Origin of the sequence: Arthrobacter sp. AOP36-C1-22, from assembly GCF_052377515.1 — a bacterium.
Taxonomy (GTDB): Bacteria; Actinomycetota; Actinomycetes; order Actinomycetales; family Micrococcaceae; genus Arthrobacter_H.
This window is the reverse complement of the sequence record NZ_JBQSWW010000009.1, coordinates 51,561-72,437: the sequence shown is the minus strand read 5'-3', so window position 1 is coordinate 72,437 and position 20,877 is coordinate 51,561. Positions and strand designations below refer to the sequence as shown.

Here is a 20,877-nt window from a genome sequence, read left to right as displayed (position 1 = left end):
TTCCTGTTCACGGGTGCGCCCCTCAGCTGCGCAGCGGCAGGTCCAGGATGACATCCGTGCCGCTATGGGTTCCCGGCTCCCATTCGATGGTCCCCGCCAGTTCGCTGGTCACCAGGGTGCGAACGATCTGCAGTCCGAGTCCGTCCTTGCGGGGCTCCGAGCCCAGACCACGACCGTCGTCGGAGACGACCACGCGCAGCCGTTCGGTGCCATCGGCGATGGTGCGTCGCACCGCGTGGAGGCTGACCGTTCCGTCCTGCTCGCCCAGGCCGTGTTCGACGGCGTTGGAAACCAACTCGTTGATGACCAGCGACAGCGGGGTCGCCAGTTCGCTGGGCAGCCCGCCGAAGGATCCCGACCGTTCGGTGTGGACCACTTGACCGGGTGAGGCCACTTCGGCGGCCAACCTGAACTGGCGGTCGATCAATTCATCGAAGTCGACACTCTGGCTCAGGCCCTGGGACAGCGTCTCGTGCACCAGGGCAATCGTGGCCACCCGGCGCATAGCCTGCTCCAGACCCTGCTTTCCGTCTTCGCTGACCATGCGGCGGGACTGCATGCGCAACAGTGCGGCGACGGTCTGCAGGTTGTTCTTCACCCGGTGGTGGATCTCCCGGATGGTGGCATCCTTGGAGACCAGCTCCATCTCGCGGCGGCGCAACTCCGTCACATCGCGACAGAGCACCAGGGCCCCGTATCGCTTCTTGCCATCACGTAGCGGGATGGCCCGCAGGGACAAGCTGACCCCGTTGGACTCGACCTCGGTGCGCCAGGGCATCTTGCCGGTGACGACCAATGCGAGGGCCTCGTCCACGAGGCGGCGGTCCCTCAGGAGACCGGTGGTGACCTCCGCCAGTGAGCGGCTCTCCAGGGAGTCGACCCCCCCGAGACGGCGATAGGCCGAGACCCCGTTGGGGCTGGCATATTGCACGATTCCCTCGGCATCCAACCGAATCAGCCCGTCACCGACGCGGGGAGCCCCGCGTCGGGAGCCGGTGGGTGTCGCGAAGTCCGGCCACAGGCCCTGCATGCCCATGCGTAGCAGATCGGTGGCGCATTGCTTATAGGTCTGTTCCAGCCGCGAGGCCACCCGGGAGTTGGACAGATCCTGGTGGCTGGTGACGATCGCCAGCGTCCTGCCGTTGCGCACCATCGGGAACGCCTCGATGCGCATCGCCGACTCCTGCGTCCAATGCTCCTCCCCTGCGCGTTGGGATTCCCCGCTGGTCCAGGCCTGCTCGACCAGGGGGCGCAGGTCCTTGCGGATCCGCTCCCCCACGAAGTCGCTATGGAAGACGGTATGGCTGGTGGAGGGACGTACATGGGCCAGAGCCACATACGTCCCTCCGGCCGAGGGATGCCAGAGGACCAGATCGGCAAACGCCAGGTCCGCGACCATCTGCCAATCCCCCACCAGCAGGTGGAGCCATTCCTCGTCCCCGGGCCTGAAATCGGCGTCGTCCCGGACCGGATCGGTGAAGGTCGCCAAGAGCTACCGCCGCACGATCGAACGCAGTAGGCGCAGTGCCACCGATAGTGAAGCCATGTCATCGCGTTCGAGGCTGTTGACCTCATCGAACATGTTCTTCGCCCGGGCCAGGTTGTCGGCGTTCTGCTCTTCCCACTCCACGACCCGTCCCTCGGGATCGACCACCTCCGGTGCGGCCTGCAACGCCGCTCCGGTGATGTCCACCGCCGTGGAATACAGATCGTCCCGCAGGGCGGCACGGGCCAGCGCCTGCCACCGGTCCCCCCGCGGGAGCCGGGTGATGCGTTCGAGCAAATTGTCGATGCCGAAACGCGCGAAGACCACGTAGTAGACGGCTGCGACCTCGCGGGCCGGCAGTCCCCGGTCATGGGCGGCCTGGGCTATATCCAGCAAGGCAAAGCCCTCGAACTGCAAGGCCCAGCGCGAGGCAAGATCCTCGGGCAGGCCCCACTGGATCCCGTTGTCCTTCCACCGGGCCACCCGCTCGGCGTCAACGCCGCGCAGCAGGTCCCCCAGTTCGGCCTGCAGGGCGGTGACCGTCGGCTCGAAGGCCTCGATGTCCTGCTGGATGCTCGTCCCGGAACCGACATGGGAGATGAACCAACGCGTGGCCCGGTCCAGCAGCCGGCGCATATCCAGTTGGATGCGGCACCAGTGCTCGACGGGGACGCTGGCCGGCAAACCGGTCACGGCGTCCACGAAGTCATCCAGGGCGTAGATCTCCCGCAGGGCCACGAATGAACGGGCCACGGCTTCCTCGGAAGCGCTGGTCTCCTCCAGCACCCGGAACGCATAGGTGATGCCACCCATGTTGACCATGTCGTTGGCCACCACGGTGCTGACGATCTCCCGGCGCAGCGGGTGGGCCAGGACATCCTCGGGAAACTTCTCCGAAAGCTGCACCGGGAAGTACTCGCGCATCGTCCGGTCGAAGTACGGATCATCCGCCAGCGTGGTCTGCGCCAACGCCGTGGCCAGCTGGATCTTCGAATAGGCCACCAACACGGCCAGCTCGGGAGCGGTCAGTGACTTGCCCCCGGCCAGGCGTTCCTCCAGTTCCTCCGTACTGGGCAGGAACTCGAGCTCGCGGTCCAGATCGGCATGCTCCTCCAACCAGTCCATGAGCCGTTCGAAGCTCGGGCTCCATTCGGAGAGATGCTGCTTGTCGTTGACCAGCAGGATGTTCTGGTCGACGTTGGTCCGCAGCACCAGCCGCGCGACCTCGTCGGTCATCGAATGCAGGAAGTCCGCCCGCTCGTCCTCGGGCAGCTTTCCGGCAGTGACCATCCGATCGATCAGGATCTTGATGTTGACCTCGTGGTCGGAGCAGTCCACCCCGGCGGAGTTGTCGATCGCGTCGGTGTTGAGGATGACCCCCTTCAGCGCTGCTTCAATGCGTCCGCGCTGGGTCATGCCCAGGTTTCCGCCTTCGCCGACCACCCGGGCCCGCAGATCCTTGCCGTCGACCCGGATCGCGTCGTTGGCACGATCCCCGACATCGGTGTGGGATTCCGTGGAAGCCTTCACATACGTGCCGATGCCACCGTTGTAGACCAGATCCACTGGCGCCGACAGGATGGCGCGCAGCAGGTCCGGGGGCGACATCGACGTCGTCCCTTCCGGCAGCCCCAACACGTCCCTGACCTGGTCGGAGATCGGGATGGACTTGGACTGGCGTGGATAAACACCCCCGCCTTCGCTGATCAGCGAGGTGTCGTAGTCGCCCCAGCTCGAACGCGGTAGCTCGTATAGCCGCTGGCGCTCGGCGAAGGACGGCTTCGGATCCGGATTCGGATCCAGGAAGATGTGCCGGTGGTCGAAGGCGGCAACCAGTTTGGCGTGCTCGGAACGCTGCAGCCCGTTGCCGAAGACGTCCCCGCTCATGTCGCCGATGCCGGCCACGGTGAATTCCTCCGTCTGGGTGTCGATTCCCAGTTCGAAGAAGTGCCGTTTGACCGACTCCCAGGCGCCACGGGCCGTGATGCCCATGGCCTTGTGGTCGTAGCCCACCGATCCGCCCGAGGCGAAGGCGTCGCCGAGCCAGTGGCCCCGGGCCAGTGAGATCTCGTTGGCGGTATCGGAGAAGCTGGCCGTGCCCTTGTCGGCGGCGACGACCAGGTAGGTGTCGTCGTCATCCAGGCGCACCACGCGGTCCGGGACGACCACCCTCTCGGTGTCACCGTCCCTGACCAGGTTGTCGGTGATATCGAGCAGGGCCGAGATGAAGATCCGATAGGCGGCCTTGCCTTCCTCGATCCAGGCATTGCGATCCACCGAAGGGTCAGGCAGGTTCTTCGCGAAGAAACCGCCCTTGGCGCCGGTCGGGACGATCACGGCGTTCTTGACCATTTGTGCCTTGACCAGCCCCAGGACCTCCGTCCGGAAGTCCTCCCGGCGATCCGACCAGCGCAGGCCACCGCGGGAAACCTTGCCGTAGCGCAGGTGCACGCCTTCGACGCGGGGCGAATAGACCCAGATTTCGTATTGCGGCCGCGGGAACGGGGCCCCGTCGATCCGCCCTGGTTCGAGCTTGAAGGACAGGTGGATGGTGTCCTGGTAGTAGTTGGTCCGCGTGGTGGCGTCGATGACGTTGACGAAGCGGCGCAGCAGCCTGTCGGCGTCAAGGGTCGCCACGTGTTCCAGCCCGGTCTCCAGCGCGGCCCGTGCCGCTGCGGTGCGACGCGTGCGTTCGGCGTCATCGAGATCCGGGTCGAAGGTGCCCTCGAACAGGTCCACGAGGGCCTCGGTCACCTCCGGGTTGGCCAGCATGGTATCGGCAATGAACCCATAGGAGTTCGAGGCACCGAGTTGGCCCAGGTACTTGGCGTACGCCCGCAGGACCGCCGTCTCCCGCCAAGACAGGCCCTGAGCGAGGATGAGCCGGTCGAAGGCGTCGGATTCGGCCCGTCCCACGAAGACCGCACCGTAGGCCTCGGTGAGCAGGTCACTGGTTTCGAGCGGGTCGATGCCCTCCGGATACTTCAGTCCCAGGTCGTAGAGGTAGAACTTCTTGCCGTCGCGTCGTTCGATGGCGAACGGCTTCTCGTCGACGACTTCCAATCCCTGGTGGGACAGCACCGGAAGGATCCGGCTCAAGGACAGCGGTTCGGTCAGGTACAGGTTCAACCGGGCATCCACGCCATGCTGGTCGGCCACGTTGGAGGGGACGTAGACGTGGAGCACGGGGCCTTCGTGCCCGGGCTCGTCATAGGTGGAGAAGCGTTCGATGTCATCGAGTGCGTCCTCCACTTCGAAGTCCACGCGGTAGGCCTGCGGGAAGGCATCGGCCCAAAGCCGGGACATCTCGGCGGCTTCGCCTCGCTCGAAGCGACTGCGCACCTCCTCGTCCACTCCCTCGCCCCAGGACCTGACGGCCCGGACGAGCCGCTGTTCCAGCTCCTCGCGGGAAACCTCAGGCGTCTGCTCACCCAGGGGCAGTCGGACCCGATAGAACAGCCGCACCAGGGCGGATTCGTTCATCTGTACTTCGTACTCGGTGGAATCCGAGGCGTAGGCCTTCTTCAGTTCCTCCTCGATGCGCAACCGGACCGCCGTGGTGTACCGATCGCGGGGCAGGAAGACCAAGGCGGACATGAACCGTCCGTAGATGTCGGGCCTGAGGAACAAACTGGTGCGACGACGTTCCTGCAGCCTGAGGATCCCGGTGACGATACGCAGCAGGTCCTCCGTTTGGATCTGGAAGAGTTCGTCCCGGGGGTAGCTCTCCAGGATCGTCAACAAGTCCTTGCCCGAATGGGAATCAGGGGCGAATCCCGAGGCCTTGAGCACGCGCTCGACGTTATCGCGGGCCACCGGGACGGTCCGGACCGGGCGGGTATAGGCACTGGTGGCAAAGAGGCCGATGAAGCGTCGTTCGCCGGTGACGTTGCCCTGGGCGTCGAAGCTCTTGACCCCGATGTAGTCCAGGTAGACCGCGCGGTGGACCGTGGAGCGTGAATTGGCCTTGGTGATGACCAGTGGACGCTTTTCCCGGGCCTTGTCCCTCCCCAGTTTCGTCAGTTCCTGACGGAGCATGGTGGTGCCCGACCGGCGCATCAGGCCCAATCCGCTCTCGGAACGCACGTGCAGGACATCCTTTCCGTCCTCCACGGCCAGATCGTATTCGCGGTATCCCAGGAAGGTGAAGTTGCCTTCGTCCAACCAACGCAACAGCTCGGCAGCGCTATCCAGATCGGGGATCTCGTCGTTGACATCTGCCAGCGAATCAGCGATTTCGTGGGCCTTGGCACGCATCGGCGCCCAGTCCTCCACGGCGTCGCGGACATCGGACAGGACTTGTTCCAGGCCCTCGACCAATGCGGTGACCCGCTCCGGTTCCGGCGTCCCGGCGATTTCGATGGCGATCCATGATTCGACGGTCGATTTACCGGTCTGGTCCATGAAGGCGGAAAGGTCCGGCAAGGCAGCAGTATCGCCCGATGATGTGGCCTCGGCGGTGTTGACCGGTTCGATCGTGGTCGCAATTCCCTCCTCGTCCCGATGGACCAGGAACGTCGGGTGGACGACCAAGGTGATGCCTTGTTCCTGCTGGACGATCTCCGCGGTGACAGAGTCGACCAGGAAGGGCATGTCGTCGGTGACCGCATAGACGACCGCACGGTCCTCCTCCAGATCCACCGCGACCTTCGCCCGTCCCCGGTCCCGCTGGTGCCCGAGGCCCAGATGCACCCCGACGCGGTTCCGCAGCTCCTCCGGTGGATACGTTGCCGCATCCTCCGGTGAAAGGTGCCCGTAATAGGCCTCGGCGAACTGGGGGGTGTTGGTCTCGGCAATGAATCCTGTAGGACTGCCCGACTCCGACGACATCAATTAACGCCTCCGTAAAAGGATGAGGACCGCGCCTTTGCGGTCTCGAACACCTCAAGACTAACCCGCGGACCGGTTAGCTCCCAATGGGCTGTATCAGCGATTGAAGAACCCTGCACGACGCCTGACTTCCACCGAAACCAGGGCCGCGATCCCGGCCCGCAGAACACTCTCGGGAGCCAGCTCTGCCAGCACGCTGCCCTGCAGCAAGGCCCGGTCCGCGGTGTCCGGTTCCCAGGGCAGCAGCCCGTCGATCCCGCCACCGGGACCAAAGCGCTCCCAGCTTTCCACCAGGGCCCGTTCCGGGGCGGGTCCGACCGCCGAACGACGCACCCGGTTGAAGACCACCCGGGGAGTCGTTCCGGGCAGGATCTCGCGCAGATCCTCGAGGCCCTTGATCATCCGGGGAACCCCGACGCTGTCGGCCGAGCCGACGGCGATGACCTCGGCCGCCGACTCCAACACGGCCAGGGCCGCACCATTGCGTTGCGGGGCGGACGTGTCATACGTCAGGTCCTCGTCGCGTTCGAGGAAGGAGGCGACATCGACGACCACCAGGTCGGCCCGACGACGCACGAAGTCCAGCACCCGGGCCAAGGCCCCGGCCCGCAGTTCGGGCCATCGTTGGGGCCGGGACAAGCCCGTGGCCACCCGGAGCGTTGTCCCTCCGACCGCGACCACGGCACAGGAGCGTTCGAACCCCGCCTCGTCGAGCATGCCCTGGTCCGAGAGCCGGCATAGTTGTGCCAGCCCCGCAGCCTCGTCGAGCAGCCCCAGATGGACGGCGACGCTGGCGCCGTAGGTATCGGCGTCGAGCAGCACGACCCGTTGGCCGTCCATGGCCGCTTCGGCAGCCAGGTTCACCGCAACCAGGGTCTTCCCAGTCGATCCCGCCGGGCCCCAGACCGCCAGGATCCGTCCCGGGGCCGGCTCCGGGATGTGCTCCGTCCTTGCGGGGGACTGCGCCCGGCGTGCACCGCGTGGCGCTGGACGGTGGGCGCCGGAAACCAGGAGTTCGAGCAGATCCGAGACCGACTGCTCCTGCGCGGTTTCCGGTTCCACGCCCAGACCGAGCCCGGCGAGCCGCCCGGCCTGGGAGGGTTCATCCGTGATGGCCACCGCCGGGACGCCGTGGAAGGACAGCTCGTCGGCGAATTCCGCATCGATGTCCATGGGCGGTCCCAGCAACAACGCGGCATCGGCCAAGCCGGATTCGGCCAAGGCCACGACCTCGCCCAGTTCCTCGCAGTGCCTCACGATGGTGACCATGCCGCGCAATCGTTCAAGACGGTCCGCCAGGTCCCCGGCCCGGCCCCAGACCACGACGGCGATACTCATCCGGCAGACCCTCCGCCGGCGAACACCACGGTCAGTTGCGCTTCATTGGCCAAGGCGGAAATCATCCCGGGCAGGTCCTCATCGGTCACGAGGAGCTCAACCACCTGCCCCGAGACCCCGCCGAAACCGGAATCGAGTTCGCGGATGGCACTGACCTCCACGGTTTCCAACAGTTTCTTCGGTTCCTGATAGGTCGTGGAGTCCTTGGCCCGTTCGGCGGCCCACACATCAACACGGGTGCCCACCGCCACCGCCACCGGCAGGTCCCGGGACAACTCGACGGAGAGGGGTTTGCGGTTCTGCGGGTCGCGGCCGCCCAGCGAGGCAAGGGGGACCAGTTCACCGCTGCGGATCAGCGTATTGGCCCGAAGATCCTCGGACGGGGCCTGCCGGGCGGTGAGGTATTGGTCCTGGACGGAATCCAGCCGCACATCGACAACGTCCAATCCGGAGGCTTCGATCTTCTCCCCCATGCTGATGTCCTGGCTGGCCACGTATACCGGCACCGTCTTGTTCTGCCAGGACAGCAGGGTGAGGACTCCGGCCACGGCGCCGATAACCAACAGGATGCCAACGATCAGCCGGGGATCCCTCCACCCGGGTTTGCGCAGTCTGCGCGCCGGTTGGCTGTGCTGTACATCGGTTGCCACGCTGCCTCTGCTTCCCGCCGACTGTGATGACACAGACCGCGTTGGTGGGAGAAGTTACGGTGAATGATTCCTCCCTACGCGTCAACACTAATGACTAAACCCCCACTACCCAAGGGGTGGGCCCGATCTGTGGATCGTCGGCGGCCATCAGCCCTCATGACGCAGGACGGAGATCGAGGCGAATGGCAGCAGGGCAACCGATCTGACCTCGGCGCTGCGACGGTACCCGTCGGCCGGATGCCGGGCCAGGCGCAAATGGTCGGCACCGGCATGATCCAGGGTCCCGGTCCCCAAGGCGGCCCCGTCCACGGCCCACACCGTGACCCGCGCCCGGTTGCGCACCAGTGAACGCAGGGCAGCACCCTGGCTGAGCCGGCGTCGTACCGCGGTCTGGTCCACGACCGCGGCACGCTCTCCGGCCACTTCGATCGACCTGATGCCGGGAGCCAACACCAGGTATTCGGCATGGCCCTCGAGCAGCGACAACCAATTCGCCCCCACATGCACCAGCACCCCGCGCAGCCGCTGACCGGAGAGCAGGTCCAGCGTGATCTCCGCGCCCGTCTGGCCGGCGAGATAGTCCCAGAGGCGCAGCTGGGACCGCTCGATCCGGACCATCTCCTGGATCTCCACGGTGCGCTCCCGCGCCCGGACGGCATTGAGCTGGGACTCCAGATCGGCGAATAGTGATTCCCAGCGCATGGGCCCACCCTATTCCCACCGATTTCCATTCGGCTCTGGACAGCGGGGATCCCGAGTGCCATGCTCGATCTCAATCAACACCAAATAACATCAAACTGCATCAAATGAAAAGAGTGATGGAAATGGTTCCAGGACCGACCGGTGACCCCCGGCAGACAGCCTCGGGGGTGAGCGGGGTCCTGATCGGACTCTGCACGATCCTGCTGTCGCTCTGTGCGGTGATCCGACTGTCCGGCGGACCCGAGTGGGGCGATGCGGCGACGCGCTCCCCCGCCAGCTGGGACCGCAGCGCCGCCCTCTGCTGCGTCGTGCTGGGGCTGGCGGTCATCGGGTGGTGGATTTTCAGCTTCCTTGCCGCCTGCCTCAGTGAATTCCTACGCCGGAGAGGACGGACGGCGGGCGCCGATCGCACCGCACGGCTTTCGCCGGTCTTCATGCGCCGGGCGGCGGCAGCCCTGCTCGGCACCCAACTCCTGATCGCCCCGGCCGCCCACGCCCTCGCACCGGTTCCCCCCGTCGCTGCCTCGTCTGCCACCTTCCGCATCGCGGTACCGGAGCTGGCACTCCAGGACCCACGGTCCACGGTGCCCACGGCGTCCTGGACCGAACGGCAGCTACCCACCCCCCGGTGGAATGCCGAACGGCCGGCAGCACCGATGGAGCGGCTGATGGGCAGTCCGGCCGATGCCCCCGCACCGGGAAGGACCGTGGTGGTCGGCGCCGGGGATTCCCTCTGGCGGATCGCCGCACGGATGGCCGGGCCCGGAGCCAGTGACGCACAAATCGCCCATGCCTGGCCCCGCTGGTACCACGCCAACCGGGATGCCATCGGCCCGGACCCCAACCTGTTGTCCATCGGAACCGTCTTGACCCGGCCTCCGGCCGAGTTGGACCACAACGGAAAGTAGGAGCCATGAGCCAGTCAGCACAACCGGAACCCCCGCCGCCGGGCCCCGTGAACGGCCCCGGGATCGGACCGGGGTTTTCCGCCGGAACACCGGAGGCAATGATCCGCCCCCTGCCGGTGCGCAAATTCGCCGATCTGCTCCCGGCAACCACACCCCGCTACCCCGCCAGCACTTCGAACGGGTCCGCTGCGGACCCCAGGGTTCCACCGGCACGGCACGACGCCGCGGAGGCGTCCCGGCGGGAGGAAGTCGCCCATGTGCAGACGATCGTGCGCATGGTTGCCCTGGCGGCCTTCGAATCGATGACGGGGGTCAGACCGGTCCACCAGCTGGCCCGCTGGCTCGAGGCCGGCCAGTACGAGAAGCTCCGTTGCCGGGTCGCCCTGATCAACGCGACCCGACCCGATGACGGAACCCGCTCCCGGCGCAACACCTCGATCAGACGGACCCGGCTCTGCCCGGTGGCCACCGGCGCCTACGAGGCGAGTCTGGTGGTGGCCGAAAACGACCGTGTCCGTGCCGCCGCTCTCCGGGTGGAGCGGCGACACGGACACTGGACCGTAGTCGATCTGCAGTTGGGTTAGCTGCGCTTGGCCTTCTTCGAGCGCCGCTCGGCCCGGTTGGCCTTGCCCTTGGTCTTGGCCGCCGCCGAGGCCGACCGCTCGACCCGGGATTCCGCTTCCCCGTCCTCACTGGGTGAGGTGTACTGCAAGGTCGAGGGAGGGGCCGGCGCATCCAGGCCGGGGGTGTTGAGCACCGGCGTCGTGGTGTTGGAGCGTCCGTCGGTGACCCCGGGCAAGGACACCGGGGTCGGTGCGGCGACCTCGACCTCGAGGTTGAACAAGAAGCCGACGCTTTCCTCGCGGATGGCCTCCATCATGGTCTGGAACATCACGTAGCCCTCGCGCTGGTATTCGACCAGCGGGTCGCGCTGGGCCATGGCCCGCAAGCCGATGCCCTCCTTGAGGTAGTCCATCTCGTAGAGATGTTCCTGCCATTTGCGTCCGATCACGCTCAGGACCACCCGGCGTTCGAGTTCACGCAGGTTCTCGGCACCGATGGCCCGTTCGCGTTCCTCGTACTGGACGCGGGCGTCGGAAAGGATTTCCTCGTACAGGAACTCCGGGGTGATGCGGCCGGGGCCGCCACCTTCTTCCAGGACCTCCTCGATGGTCAAGGCGATCGGGTACAACTGCCCCAGGTTCGTCCACAACTGCTTGAAGTCCCAGTCGTCGCCGTGCCCCGAGCTCGTCGCCTCGGACACCATGGCCTTGATGGCGTCCTCCAGGAAGTGCTGGACCTGCTCCTGCAGGTCGCCACCTTCAAGGATGCGCCGGCGGTCGCCGTAGATGGCTTCGCGTTGGCGGTTCATGACGTCGTCGTACTTCAGGACGTTCTTGCGCTGTTCGGCGTTGGTCGACTCGACCTGGCCCTGGGCGGTTTCGATGGCCCGCGACACGATCTTGGACTCCAGGGCCATGTCCTCGGGCATCGAGGGGTTGTTCATGATCCGCTGGGCAGCGTTGGCGTTGAAGCGCCGCATCAGTTCGTCGGTCATGGACAGGTAGAAACGGGACTCCCCCGGATCGCCCTGACGTCCGGAACGGCCGCGCAACTGGTTGTCGATACGGCGGGATTCGTGGCGTTCGGTGCCCAGGACGTAGAGACCGCCCAACCCGCGGACCTCCTCGGCCTCGGCCTTCACGCTTTCGCGGGCGGCGGCGAACACGTCGTCCCAGATCCGCTCGTATTCCTCCGAGTCGCGCTCGGGGTCGAGGCCACGGCGCTCCATGTCGGCGACGGCGAGGAACTCGGCGTTGCCGCCGAGCATGATGTCGGTACCGCGGCCGGCCATGTTGGTGGCCACGGTGACCGCACCCTTCTTGCCGGCCTGGGCGATGACGGCGGCCTCACGGGCGTGTTGCTTGGCATTGAGCACCTCATGGCGCACGCCCTCCTGGGCGAGTTTGCGGGAGAGGTATTCGCTCTTTTCGACGCTGGTGGTACCGATCAGCACCGGCTGTCCGGCGGCGTGGCGTTCCACGATGTCCTGGGCGACGGCATCGAATTTGGCGATTTCGTTCTTGTAGATCAGATCCGACTGGTCCTTGCGCACCATCGGTTTATTCGTGGGGATCTCCACGACACCGATGCTGTAGGTCCCCATGAACTCGGCCGCCTCGGTCTGTGCGGTACCGGTCATGCCGGAAAGCTTGGCGTACAGACGGAAGTAGTTCTGCAATGTGACCGTGGCCATCGTCTGGTTCTCCGCCTTGATCTCGACGTTTTCCTTCGCCTCGATCGCCTGGTGCATGCCTTCGTTGTAGCGGCGTCCCGCCAGCGTACGGCCGGTATGTTCGTCGACGATCATGACTTCGCCCTTGATCACGACGTAGTCCTTGTCCTTCTTGAACAATTCCTTGGCCTTGATGGCGTTGTTCAGGAAGCCGATCAGCGGGGTGTTGGCCTCTTCGTAGAGGTTGTGGATGCCCAGGTGGTCCTCTACCTTTTCGATCCCCGCCTCCAGCACGCCCACGGTGCGCTTCTTCTCGTCGACCTCGTAGTCGGTGTCGACGTCCAGGCGGGTCACCAGCCGGGCGAACTCGCTGAACCAGCGGTTCACATCCCCCTGGGCCTGGCCCGAGATGATCAACGGGGTCCTGGCCTCGTCGATGAGGATGGAGTCGACCTCGTCAACGATGGCGAAGTTGTGGCCGCGCTGGACGAGTTCATCCTTGCTCCAAGCCATGTTGTCGCGCAGGTAGTCGAAGCCGAATTCGTTGTTCGTCCCGTAGGTGACGTCCGCTTCATACTGCTGACGGCGCACCGAAGGATCCTGGTTGGCCAGGATGCAGCCGGTGGTCAGGCCCAGGAAGCGGAAGACGCGCCCCATCAGGTCCGACTGGTACTCGGCGAGGTAGTCGTTGGTCGTGATGATGTGCACGCCCTTGCCGGAGATGGCGTTGAGATAGGCAGGCCCGGTCGCCACCAGCGTCTTGCCTTCACCGGTCTTCATTTCGGCGATGTCACCCAGATGCAGGGCCGCCCCGCCCATGAGCTGGACGTCGAAGTGACGCATGCCCAACGTGCGGTCGGATGCCTCGCGGACCGCGGCAAAGGCCTCGGGCAGCAAGGAGTCCAGCGAAGCGCCCTCTTGGAAGCGCTTCTTGAAGTCCTCGGTTTCGGCCCGCAGATCCGCATCCGACATGGCCCGGAATTCGTCCTCAAGCAGGTTGATGGCCTGCGCGTATCCGCGCAGTTGCTTCAGGGTCTTCTTGTCGCCGGTCCGCAGGACGCGTTCTAGCAGTGATGCCACGTGGTAGCTCCAAATCTCAGGCACAGGAATTCTGGCTTGACCAGTCTACGGGAGACACGATCGGCGGCCCTTTCAGGTTCCCGCGCTTCGTGTCCCCACCGTATTGGCCAGTTCTAGGGAAAGGTTACCCTCCAGTTCGACCTGCACCGATTCCAGACCGAGCCATTCAGCCATCAGGGAAAGCTCGGACGCCAGTTCCCGGGCGGTTTCAGCGGGTGCCTCCGGTTCGGCGTGGCTGGATCTGACCAGGAGCACTCCCCGCGCCCGATCGGCCTTGAGATCCACCCGGGCCACGAGGTCCTGGCCCAACAGGAAGGGCAGGACGTAGTAGCCGTAGCGTCGTCGGGCGGCCGGGGTGTAGATCTCGAGCCGGTAGTGGAAACCGAAGAGCTCCTCCAGGCGCCGTCGTTCGAAGACCAGCGAGTCAAAGGGGCTGAGCAGCGCCCGGGCCCGTGCCCGGCGCGGTTTGAGAGCCTGGTGGTGGAGGTATTGGCGGCCGGGCCACCCCTGGACATCGACCAGTTCGAGCACCCCGTCCTCGACGAGTCGTTCCACGGCTTCGGCCGCGGCGCGGACCGGGAGCCTGAAGTAATCGGCCAGGCAACGCACGGTGCCGATGCCGTGAGCCCTGGCCGCGGCCTCGATCAGCCTGCGGGCGGAGGTGGAGCGCTCGGCGTCGGTGGCCGCGACGACCATGCCACCTCCGACCCCCTCGATCGCCCGCGGCGGCCCCGCACTGCGGGCCTGTGGGGGAAGGACCGTGGAGATGGGGGCATAACGCCGTTCGAACTGGGTGCTGCGGTTCACGGAGCCGACCTGCCCGAGGGCGAACATGGCTTCCAACGCCTCCTTCACCGAGGAGCGGTTCCATCCCCAGCCGGAACGGTCGATCACTTCATGGTGTCCCAAACGAGTCGCCACCTCACGGGCCGTCAGCGGCCGTGAGGAGCCCAGCAGGTCAAGGATCCGGTCGGCCAGTTCACCGAGTTCGGGACGATCGGGGGTGAAGCTGCCCATCCAGGTCCGTCGTTGCCACAGCAACAGGTCGGCGTGGTGTTCGGGCCGGATGAAGCTTGCTTCGTGGGCCCAGTACTCCACCATCCGCCGTGGCGACCGGGAGGACAACCGGTCCAATGCCGCCCGATCGTAGGGCCCCAACCGGGCGAAGAGCGGCAGATAGTGGGCCCGGGTCAGGACGTTGACCGAATCAATTTGCAACAATTGCAGGCGCTCAAAGGTCCGGCCCACCTGCCGGGCGGTCGCCCGGCGGGTGGGCCGTTCCTGATGAAGTCCCTGGGCCGCCAGCGCAATGCGCCGGGCCTGGGCCAAGGTCATCGATCGGGTCATGGAGCCCTTTCGGGCCCCGGAGCCGTCATCACACGGCGGCGCCCTGCGAGCCACGGTACTTCCGGGTCTCCACCGTCTCCTCGTCGGAGTGGTTGTCGTCGAGGGTGATCACCCCGTAGTTCCATTGCCGCCGGCGGTACACCACCGAGCTGGCCCCGGTGTCGGCATCGACGAACAGGTAGAACGGGTGCCCGACCAGTTCCATGCGGTCCACCGCATCGTCCACGCTCATGGTCTCGGAGGGGAAGACCTTACGGCGGATCTCGACCGGGCTTTCCTCGGCGGCTTCGGCTGCTTCGCGTTCCTGGTCCTGTTCCTGACGGGTTTGTTCATGCAGGGGCATGGTACTGCTGACCGGTTCTAGGGTCGACGTCGCCTGGAACACCGCCTTGGGTGTCTGCCGGCCGTGGTGGACCTTTCGCCGATCGCGGGCCCGCCGCAGCCGCTCGAGCAATTTGGCGAAGGCCGTATCGAAGGCCGCGAACTTATCGGCCGCCTTGGCCTCGGCACGGATGGCCGGGCCGCTGCCCACCACGCTGATCTCCACTGTCAGCTGGGCTTCGGCCTGCCGGGCGTTGGGTTCCTTGGTGACCTTCACGTCGAGGCGCTGGACCTTGCTGGCCAACTGCTCGATCTTGCCCGTCTTCTCATCCGCGTATTCGCGGAATCGATCGGATACCGTCACATTGCGCCCGGTGATGTGCATCTCCATGGTGTCCTCCTACTGACCTCGGGTGACACGACAGCGGCTGAAAGTCTCTCCTTTCAACCGCTGAAGATGGGTTCTTCTCCTCTTGGTGAGGTGCCCATACTCAACCGTAATCCAGCGCGCAGGTTAATCAAGCCTTCCCACCGTTCATTTCGTGATCCACGTCACTCGACATGTGGTCTGGCATCGAATTCCTCAGCGTCCCGGCCGGGATCCGGTGGGCGTGTCGCTCCCGTCGGGATCCGGGGCGCCCACCGCTGACCCGTCCCCGTGCCGCGGTGCAGCGGTCGCGGCCAGCACCACGGCACCCTCGACCCGGACCCCGGCGGCCTGGAGTTGGTGATGCGCCCGGGCCAGGGTGGCCCCGGTGGTCAGCACATCATCCACCAGCAGCACCGGACGGTCGGGGATCCCCCGCGTGCGACGCAGGACCAGTTGTGCGGCACTACCCGAGCGGGCACGCCGGCCCTTGGTCTTCTGCGCGGCCCCCGCCCATGGCGGTCCGGGGCGGACCCGCAGCATGCGGGCGAGGCTGGTCGACGGCGGCAACAGGGCCCGGCGCTGGATCCAGGTCAACAGCACGTCCACCGGGGCATAGCCGCGGCGGGCCCGGGCGATGCGGGTCGAGGGGATCGGCACCAGCACCACCCCGTCGTCAAAGCCCTCCCCGGCGACCCGCAGGGCCCCTGCCAGGGCCGGGCCCAACACCCCGGCCAAGGAGACCCGTTGGCGGTTCTTGAACGCCAGGACGGCGGCCGAGACCTCCCGGGCATAGACTCCCCCGGCCACCACGGCCAACGGTTCCCCCTTCGGATCCAACGGGAGGGACTCGGCCCCGTCCTGGGCCTGGAAGGGACGGACGGTCGCGGCCCGGAAGGAGCCCCGGCAGGACCGGCACATCACCACATCGGGCCGGCGGCAGAACACACAGTCGCTGGGCGCCGCCACCGAACCGAGTTCGGCCAGGGCCGACAGCGGCCCCCGGACCGAGGAGGAGAAGGCCACCGAGTCCAGGCGACGACCCCACCGATCGGGTAATGCCGGGTACTCCATGCCTTCATGGTCCCCGGGGCGGGCCATGTCTGGAAGGTCCGGACCAGCGGCTGTGGACAGCGGGCCGCTACCCCGGGTAGGCGAGCTGGGTGGCCTTGCCCTCACGCTTCTTCCAGGTGGAGAAGACCTGCGAGTAGACCCCGTCGGGGGTTTCGGCGTAGACCGTACGCTGGTCTCCCGGGCCGGCGGAGATATTGGTCATCCCCAACAACGGTTCCAGTTCCTTGGTGCTTCCATCCAGGGAGAGTTCTTCGGCCTGGACGGCCTTGGTGTCGCTGGGTTTCATCACCACCACGGAATCCGAGGAGTTCCACACCCCCCGCTCCACCGGAACCGAGGAGTCCAGCTTCAACGGATCGGTGAACCCGCGCGGGACGCCTTCGCTGTCACGGATGATGCCGGTGATGTAGACTCCGGTCGTGCCCTTGACCTTGGCGATCACCAGGGCCCGGGCCCCATCGGGGGAAACCCGCAGGGAGGTGACATCCGCCTTGGACATCCATCCGGCATTGACCTGGCGTGAGGGGCCGTCCTTCTTCGTGTCCGAGGGGGTCGCCCTGACCCGGGTGCGTCCGTCGTTGCCGACCGTCCACGTCCAGCCGTGGACGTCGATGCTCGGACGCAACAACTTCTGCCCGGTGGTCGCCTCATGGACCACCCCGGATTCGTCCACGGTGAACAGTTGGGTGCGCTTGCCGTTCAGGAAGGCAAAACGATTGTCCGCGGGAGACATGGCCGGGTCGCGGGGCTTATGCGAGGAGATGTCCTGGACCCCTCCCACGGGGACGACGCCGTTGCCCTGGTAGAACACCAGGGAATTGTTGGCGATCGCGATCTGGGTGTTCGGCACCGAGGCCTCGACGATGGCATCGGTGAACCCCTCGGCCACGCTGCCCAGGCTCACGGCCCGTTGGGCGACCGTCATCGTGACCGTGCTGACGTTCTGGATCTGGCTCAGCGTCAATTCGAGCTGCTGTTGCATCAGTTGTCGTTGCAGCTCGTTGGCATCGGTGAACGTCGCCTCGTTCAGGTCCACCGTGGCCCGCTTGGACTCCACCGGCACGGAGGCCCGCGCCAGTTCGCTGCCTTCGGGGAAGGCACTGCTGACGGCATTGCGCAGATAAGGGGCGGGGCCGGCCAACAGTGCGGCCGTGACGGTCGCGGACAGGCCCTGCCGCGTGGCGAACCACCGGTAGTCGGCCACGGCGTAGGTGTCGGTGGAATCGTAGAAGTACAACGGGTAGGACTTGAACACGATCGCGAAGCTTCCCTCGTCCATCATCGTGCCATCCGGGACCTTCGAGAGCCGCCATTGGCCGTCGACCTGGACCAGTTCGAAGTCCACCGACTTCGTGGTCCGTTCCTTCTTGCGTGTCAGGAGCCCGTATTCGTCGATGCTGGAGGTCTCCGAGACCTCCACCGTGTAGCTGCCTTTTTCGACATTCTCCACGATGTTGGGTTCGGAGGTATAGACGGTGGTCCGGTCCGCGGCCCGCCATTCCCGGGAGACATCCCGGGCCAGGTATTCGCGGGCCACGCTGTAATCGTCCTGCGGGTCGATGCCCGCGCGCAGGAACCCCTCGATGATCTGCTGCGGGGAAGCATCCTTGGTGGGCCCGGGAGGATCGAAGGCATAGGAGAAATCGGATTGGCCGGCGGCTTCGGGGGCACTGGTGCCCACGGGCCCCGACGTCGGGATCGAGGCACAACCGGTGATGGCCAACAGGACCGCGACGAGGGCCCCGAGTACCCTGGTGACCCGGGCCCCGCCGCCGTGCCATGCCCTGTGCTTAAGCATCCTGTCCTCCCTGTTTCCCGGTGCCGGGCTCGTCGTCGGCAATGCTTCCCGGGTCCTGTTCCTCCGGCCCTCCCGCGGCAGCCCGGTCATCACCGTGGGGGTCCATCCGGTCCGGGGCGGCGGGCTGCTGGTCGTCGGGGTCCGGGGAGGGGGACACCGCGGTGGCCCGCTCGGCCGGTGGAACCGCCCGCAGGATCGAGCCGGGCAAGGCGAGGTTCCCGGTGGGCAGGGTGGGCAGGGTGGGCAGCGAGGCCGTGTACGGGGCGGGCTCCCCCATGCCCAGCGACTGGCCCAGCGCCAGCTGGGTATGCGGCATCAGGGGCAACGGCGAGGAACCGAGCAATTCGCCCAGATGCCGTGGCAACGTCAGCCGGAAGCAGGCTCCTTCGCCCTTCTCACCCCAGGCCTGCAGCCACCCACCATGCAGGCGGGTGTCTTCGGTGGCGATGGATAGTCCCAACCCACTGCCTCCGGTGGTCCGGGCCCGGGCGGGATCCCCGCGCCAGAACCTGTCGAAGACGCGCGAGGCCTCTTCGGGGTCCATTCCGATCCCATGGTCGCGCACGCTGACCGCGACCGCGTATTCATCCTGGCCGACGGTGATGTCGATCGGATTCCCGTCCCCGTGTTCGACGGCGTTCATCACCAGGTTGCGGATGATCCGTTCGATGCGGCGCGGGTCCATCTCCACGGCGCACCCCTCCTCGGGGAGGTGGACGCGCAATTCGGATCCGAGGTTCTCCGCATGCAGGCTCGCGGTCTCCACGACCCGCCGAACCACCGGAACCAGATCGAGGACCTCGGCATCCAGCAGCGCGGCCCCTGCGTCGAAACGGGAGATCTCCAACAGGTCGTTGAGCAGGGTCTGGAAGCGTTCGACCTGGTTGTAGAGCAGTTCGGCGGAGCGCCGGTTGATCGGGTCGAAGTCCTCGCGGGCGTCGTGGAGGACCTCGGCGGCCATGCGGACCGTCGTGAGCGGGGTGCGCAGTTCGTGAGAGACGTCCGAGACGAAGCGCTGCTGCATCTGCGACAGGGTGGCCAGCTGGGTGATCTGGTCCTGGAGGTTGGTGGCCATCCGGTTGAACGAGATCCCCAGCCGGGCGATCTCGTCCTCGCCGTGGACCTCCAGGCGTTCCTGCAACTGTCCGGCGGCCAACTTCTCCGAGGCCGAGGCGGCGGTGGAGACCGGGCGGACCACCAGACGCGTGGTGTACCAGGCGATGCCGCCGGTGACCAGGAGCAACAGCACCCCACCGATGGCCAGCACCCGGTGGATGAAGTCCAGGGTCTGCTGTACCGAATCCAGGTCGTAGACCAGATACAGGGCATAGTCGCGCCCGGGCGGCAACTGGACCGTGGTGCCGAAGGCCAGACCAGGGGTGTCGTAGCTGGCATGCGGGAAGCTGATCGATTCCCAATAGACCCCGGGGCTGTCCTTCACGGTGGTGGACAGGGTGTCGGGGATGACGGCATTGGTCAGTCCGCCACTGGCGGTGTTGGGGACATAGATGTTCTCGGAGCTGGGCAGCGGGGTCAGGATGAAGTCGCGTTGGACGCTGGCACCATCACCCTCGACCAGCTTCAACGTGTCATTGACGAAGGCCACGGTGCTGGAGCGGTCGGTGGTGGCCGCGGACTCGAAGTTGGATTTGACCTGGTTCAGGCCACGGACCGATTCCTCCTGGACCTGGTTGAAGCGTTCCTGGAACAGGCCGTCGGCGATCTGGTTCGACAGGAAGATCCCGGCCCCGAGCATCGCCAACGCGGAGAGCAGCACGGTGGTGGCCACGGCCCGCAATTGCAGCGAGCGCCGCCACGCGGTGACCATGCGTTTCCACCGGGAGCCCTCCCGGTCCGCCTGCGGGCGCAGCAGGAAGGCCCGGGAGACCGGCGGCTCCCCGTCGTCGGGTTCCGCCGCCGGGTGGTCCGCGGCGGAGGTCTCCATGCTCAGCCCTGTCCGGCCTTGTATCCGACTCCGCGCACGGTCAGGACGACTTCGGGGTTCTCCGGGTCGGTTTCGACCTTGGACCGCAGCCGCTGCACATGGACGTTCACCAACCGGGTATCGGCGGCATGCCGGTAGCCCCAAACCTGTTCGAGCAGCAGTTCACGGGTGAAGACCTGCCACGGTTTCCTGGCCAATGCCACCAGCAGATCGAATTCCAGCGGGGTCAACGAGATCGGTTCCCCACCCCGGGTCACCGAGTGCCCGGCCACGTCGATCACCAGGTCCGCGATCTTCAGCGTCTCCGGGGCATGCTTCTCCCCCGGACGCATCCGGGCCCTGACCCGGGCGATGAGTTCGGCCGGCTTGAACGGCTTCGGGACGTAGTCGTCGGCCCCCGACTCCAGTCCACGGACCACATCTGCGGTATCGGATTTGGCCGTGAGCATGACGATCGGGACATCCGCTTCGGCCCGGATCAGCCGGCAGACCTCGATGCCGTCCATGCCCGGCAGCATCAGATCCAGCAGGACCAGATCCGGTTTGACCTCGCGGAAGGTGTCCAGGGCCTGGGCCCCGTCGTAGCAGAAGACCGGGTCGAAGTCGTCGTTACGCAGCACGATGCCGATCATCTCGGCCAGCGCCTCGTCATCGTCGACCACCAAAACTCGGGCCTTCATGGCACCCCTCTTCCGTCTGAACGTCTCACTGGTGTCTCTTTGAACCTGCCCTCCACTATAGGGGTCAGCGGTGCGCCCCCTGCAGCGGCGCACCGGGCCCCGTTAGGCTGGTTCG

14 protein-coding genes are annotated in these 20,877 nt (G+C 66.3%); 2 read left to right on the top strand and 12 right to left on the bottom strand.

Features of this window, described 5'->3' with window-relative positions:
* Window positions 1–22: 22 nt before the first annotated feature.
* The 5 genes from ACT3S6_RS07300 to ACT3S6_RS07280 all read right to left on the bottom strand — a co-directional run bounded on the left by ACT3S6_RS07300 (window position 23) and on the right by ACT3S6_RS07280 (window position 9,006).
* Window positions 23–1,489 carry a sensor histidine kinase gene (locus tag ACT3S6_RS07300; RefSeq protein ID WP_444554391.1) on the bottom strand — a complete coding sequence of 489 codons (1,467 nt, stop codon included), beginning with the start codon at window positions 1,487–1,489 and terminating at the stop codon, window positions 23–25.
* A gap of 3 nt (window positions 1,490–1,492) precedes the next feature.
* A complete protein-coding gene (locus ACT3S6_RS07295) occupies window positions 1,493–6,316 on the bottom strand; it encodes an NAD-glutamate dehydrogenase (protein WP_444554390.1) in 4,824 nt (1,607 codons plus the stop codon).
* 96 nt (window positions 6,317–6,412) lie between these two features.
* Entirely contained in the window at window positions 6,413–7,654 is a 1,242-nt protein-coding gene (locus ACT3S6_RS07290) for an AAA family ATPase (protein WP_444554389.1), read from the bottom strand.
* Window positions 7,651–8,304, bottom strand: coding sequence for a hypothetical protein (locus ACT3S6_RS07285; protein ID WP_444554388.1), 654 nt, complete (start codon window positions 8,302–8,304; stop codon window positions 7,651–7,653). Before ACT3S6_RS07285 ends, ACT3S6_RS07290 begins: the two co-directional genes overlap by 4 nt.
* 147 nt (window positions 8,305–8,451) lie before the next feature.
* Window positions 8,452–9,006, bottom strand: coding sequence for a hypothetical protein (locus ACT3S6_RS07280; RefSeq protein ID WP_444554387.1), 555 nt, complete (start codon window positions 9,004–9,006; stop codon window positions 8,452–8,454).
* 104 nt (window positions 9,007–9,110) lie between these two features.
* On the opposite strand from ACT3S6_RS07280, the gene ACT3S6_RS07275 reads away from it, so the two are divergent.
* On the top strand, window positions 9,111–9,914 hold the full coding sequence (locus ACT3S6_RS07275; protein WP_444554386.1) for a LysM peptidoglycan-binding domain-containing protein: 804 nt from the start codon (window positions 9,111–9,113) through the stop codon (window positions 9,912–9,914).
* A 5-nt stretch (window positions 9,915–9,919) separates the two neighbouring features.
* Window positions 9,920–10,498 carry an Rv3235 family protein gene (locus ACT3S6_RS07270; protein ID WP_444554385.1) on the top strand — a complete coding sequence of 193 codons (579 nt, stop codon included), beginning with the start codon at window positions 9,920–9,922 and terminating at the stop codon, window positions 10,496–10,498.
* Here the strand turns inward: ACT3S6_RS07270 and secA are convergent.
* The 7 genes from secA to mtrA all read right to left on the bottom strand — a co-directional run bounded on the left by secA (window position 10,495) and on the right by mtrA (window position 20,762).
* Window positions 10,495–13,230: a preprotein translocase subunit SecA gene (secA, locus tag ACT3S6_RS07265; protein WP_444554384.1), complete on the bottom strand. Its 2,736-nt coding sequence runs from the start codon at window positions 13,228–13,230 to the stop codon at window positions 10,495–10,497. The genes ACT3S6_RS07270 and secA overlap by 4 nt on opposite strands.
* A 72-nt stretch (window positions 13,231–13,302) precedes the next feature.
* Window positions 13,303–14,577 carry a winged helix-turn-helix domain-containing protein gene (locus ACT3S6_RS07260; RefSeq protein WP_444554383.1) on the bottom strand — a complete coding sequence of 425 codons (1,275 nt, stop codon included), beginning with the start codon at window positions 14,575–14,577 and terminating at the stop codon, window positions 13,303–13,305.
* Between the two features lie 28 nt (window positions 14,578–14,605).
* Complete coding sequence (gene hpf, locus ACT3S6_RS07255; protein WP_444554382.1) at window positions 14,606–15,289, bottom strand: ribosome hibernation-promoting factor, HPF/YfiA family; 684 nt, start codon at window positions 15,287–15,289, stop codon at window positions 14,606–14,608.
* 192 nt (window positions 15,290–15,481) lie between these two features.
* Window positions 15,482–16,366, bottom strand: coding sequence for a ComF family protein (locus tag ACT3S6_RS07250; protein WP_444554381.1), 885 nt, complete (start codon window positions 16,364–16,366; stop codon window positions 15,482–15,484).
* Between the two features lie 40 nt (window positions 16,367–16,406).
* Complete coding sequence (locus ACT3S6_RS07245) at window positions 16,407–18,137, bottom strand: LpqB family beta-propeller domain-containing protein (RefSeq protein ID WP_444554380.1); 1,731 nt, start codon at window positions 18,135–18,137, stop codon at window positions 16,407–16,409.
* Window positions 18,130–20,082: an MtrAB system histidine kinase MtrB gene (gene mtrB, locus ACT3S6_RS07240; protein ID WP_444554379.1), complete on the bottom strand. Its 1,953-nt coding sequence runs from the start codon at window positions 20,080–20,082 to the stop codon at window positions 18,130–18,132. Before mtrB ends, ACT3S6_RS07245 begins: the two co-directional genes overlap by 8 nt.
* A 2-nt stretch (window positions 20,083–20,084) precedes the next feature.
* Complete coding sequence (gene mtrA / locus ACT3S6_RS07235; RefSeq protein ID WP_444554378.1) at window positions 20,085–20,762, bottom strand: MtrAB system response regulator MtrA; 678 nt, start codon at window positions 20,760–20,762, stop codon at window positions 20,085–20,087.
* Window positions 20,763–20,877 lie beyond the last annotated feature (115 nt).

What these genes read in the sequence shown, in the direction of transcription:
- ACT3S6_RS07295 (WP_444554390.1), bottom strand. Translation starts at nt 6,316, where the DNA reads ATGTCGTCGGAGTCGGGCAGTCCTACAGGATTCATTGCCGAGACCAAC.
- ACT3S6_RS07290 (WP_444554389.1), bottom strand. Translation starts at nt 7,654, where the DNA reads ATGAGTATCGCCGTCGTGGTCTGGGGCCGGGCCGGGGACCTGGCGGAC.
- ACT3S6_RS07280 (WP_444554387.1), bottom strand. Translation starts at nt 9,006, where the DNA reads ATGCGCTGGGAATCACTATTCGCCGATCTGGAGTCCCAGCTCAATGCC.
- ACT3S6_RS07275 (WP_444554386.1), top strand. Translation starts at nt 9,111, where the DNA reads ATGAAAAGAGTGATGGAAATGGTTCCAGGACCGACCGGTGACCCCCGG.
- ACT3S6_RS07270 (WP_444554385.1), top strand. Translation starts at nt 9,920, where the DNA reads ATGAGCCAGTCAGCACAACCGGAACCCCCGCCGCCGGGCCCCGTGAAC.
- ACT3S6_RS07260 (WP_444554383.1), bottom strand. Translation starts at nt 14,577, where the DNA reads ATGACCCGATCGATGACCTTGGCCCAGGCCCGGCGCATTGCGCTGGCG.
- hpf (WP_444554382.1), bottom strand. Translation starts at nt 15,289, where the DNA reads ATGGAGATGCACATCACCGGGCGCAATGTGACGGTATCCGATCGATTC.
- ACT3S6_RS07250 (WP_444554381.1), bottom strand. Translation starts at nt 16,366, where the DNA reads ATGGCCCGCCCCGGGGACCATGAAGGCATGGAGTACCCGGCATTACCC.
- ACT3S6_RS07245 (WP_444554380.1), bottom strand. Translation starts at nt 18,137, where the DNA reads ATGCTTAAGCACAGGGCATGGCACGGCGGCGGGGCCCGGGTCACCAGG.
- mtrB (WP_444554379.1), bottom strand. Translation starts at nt 20,082, where the DNA reads ATGGAGACCTCCGCCGCGGACCACCCGGCGGCGGAACCCGACGACGGG.
- mtrA (WP_444554378.1), bottom strand. Translation starts at nt 20,762, where the DNA reads ATGAAGGCCCGAGTTTTGGTGGTCGACGATGACGAGGCGCTGGCCGAG.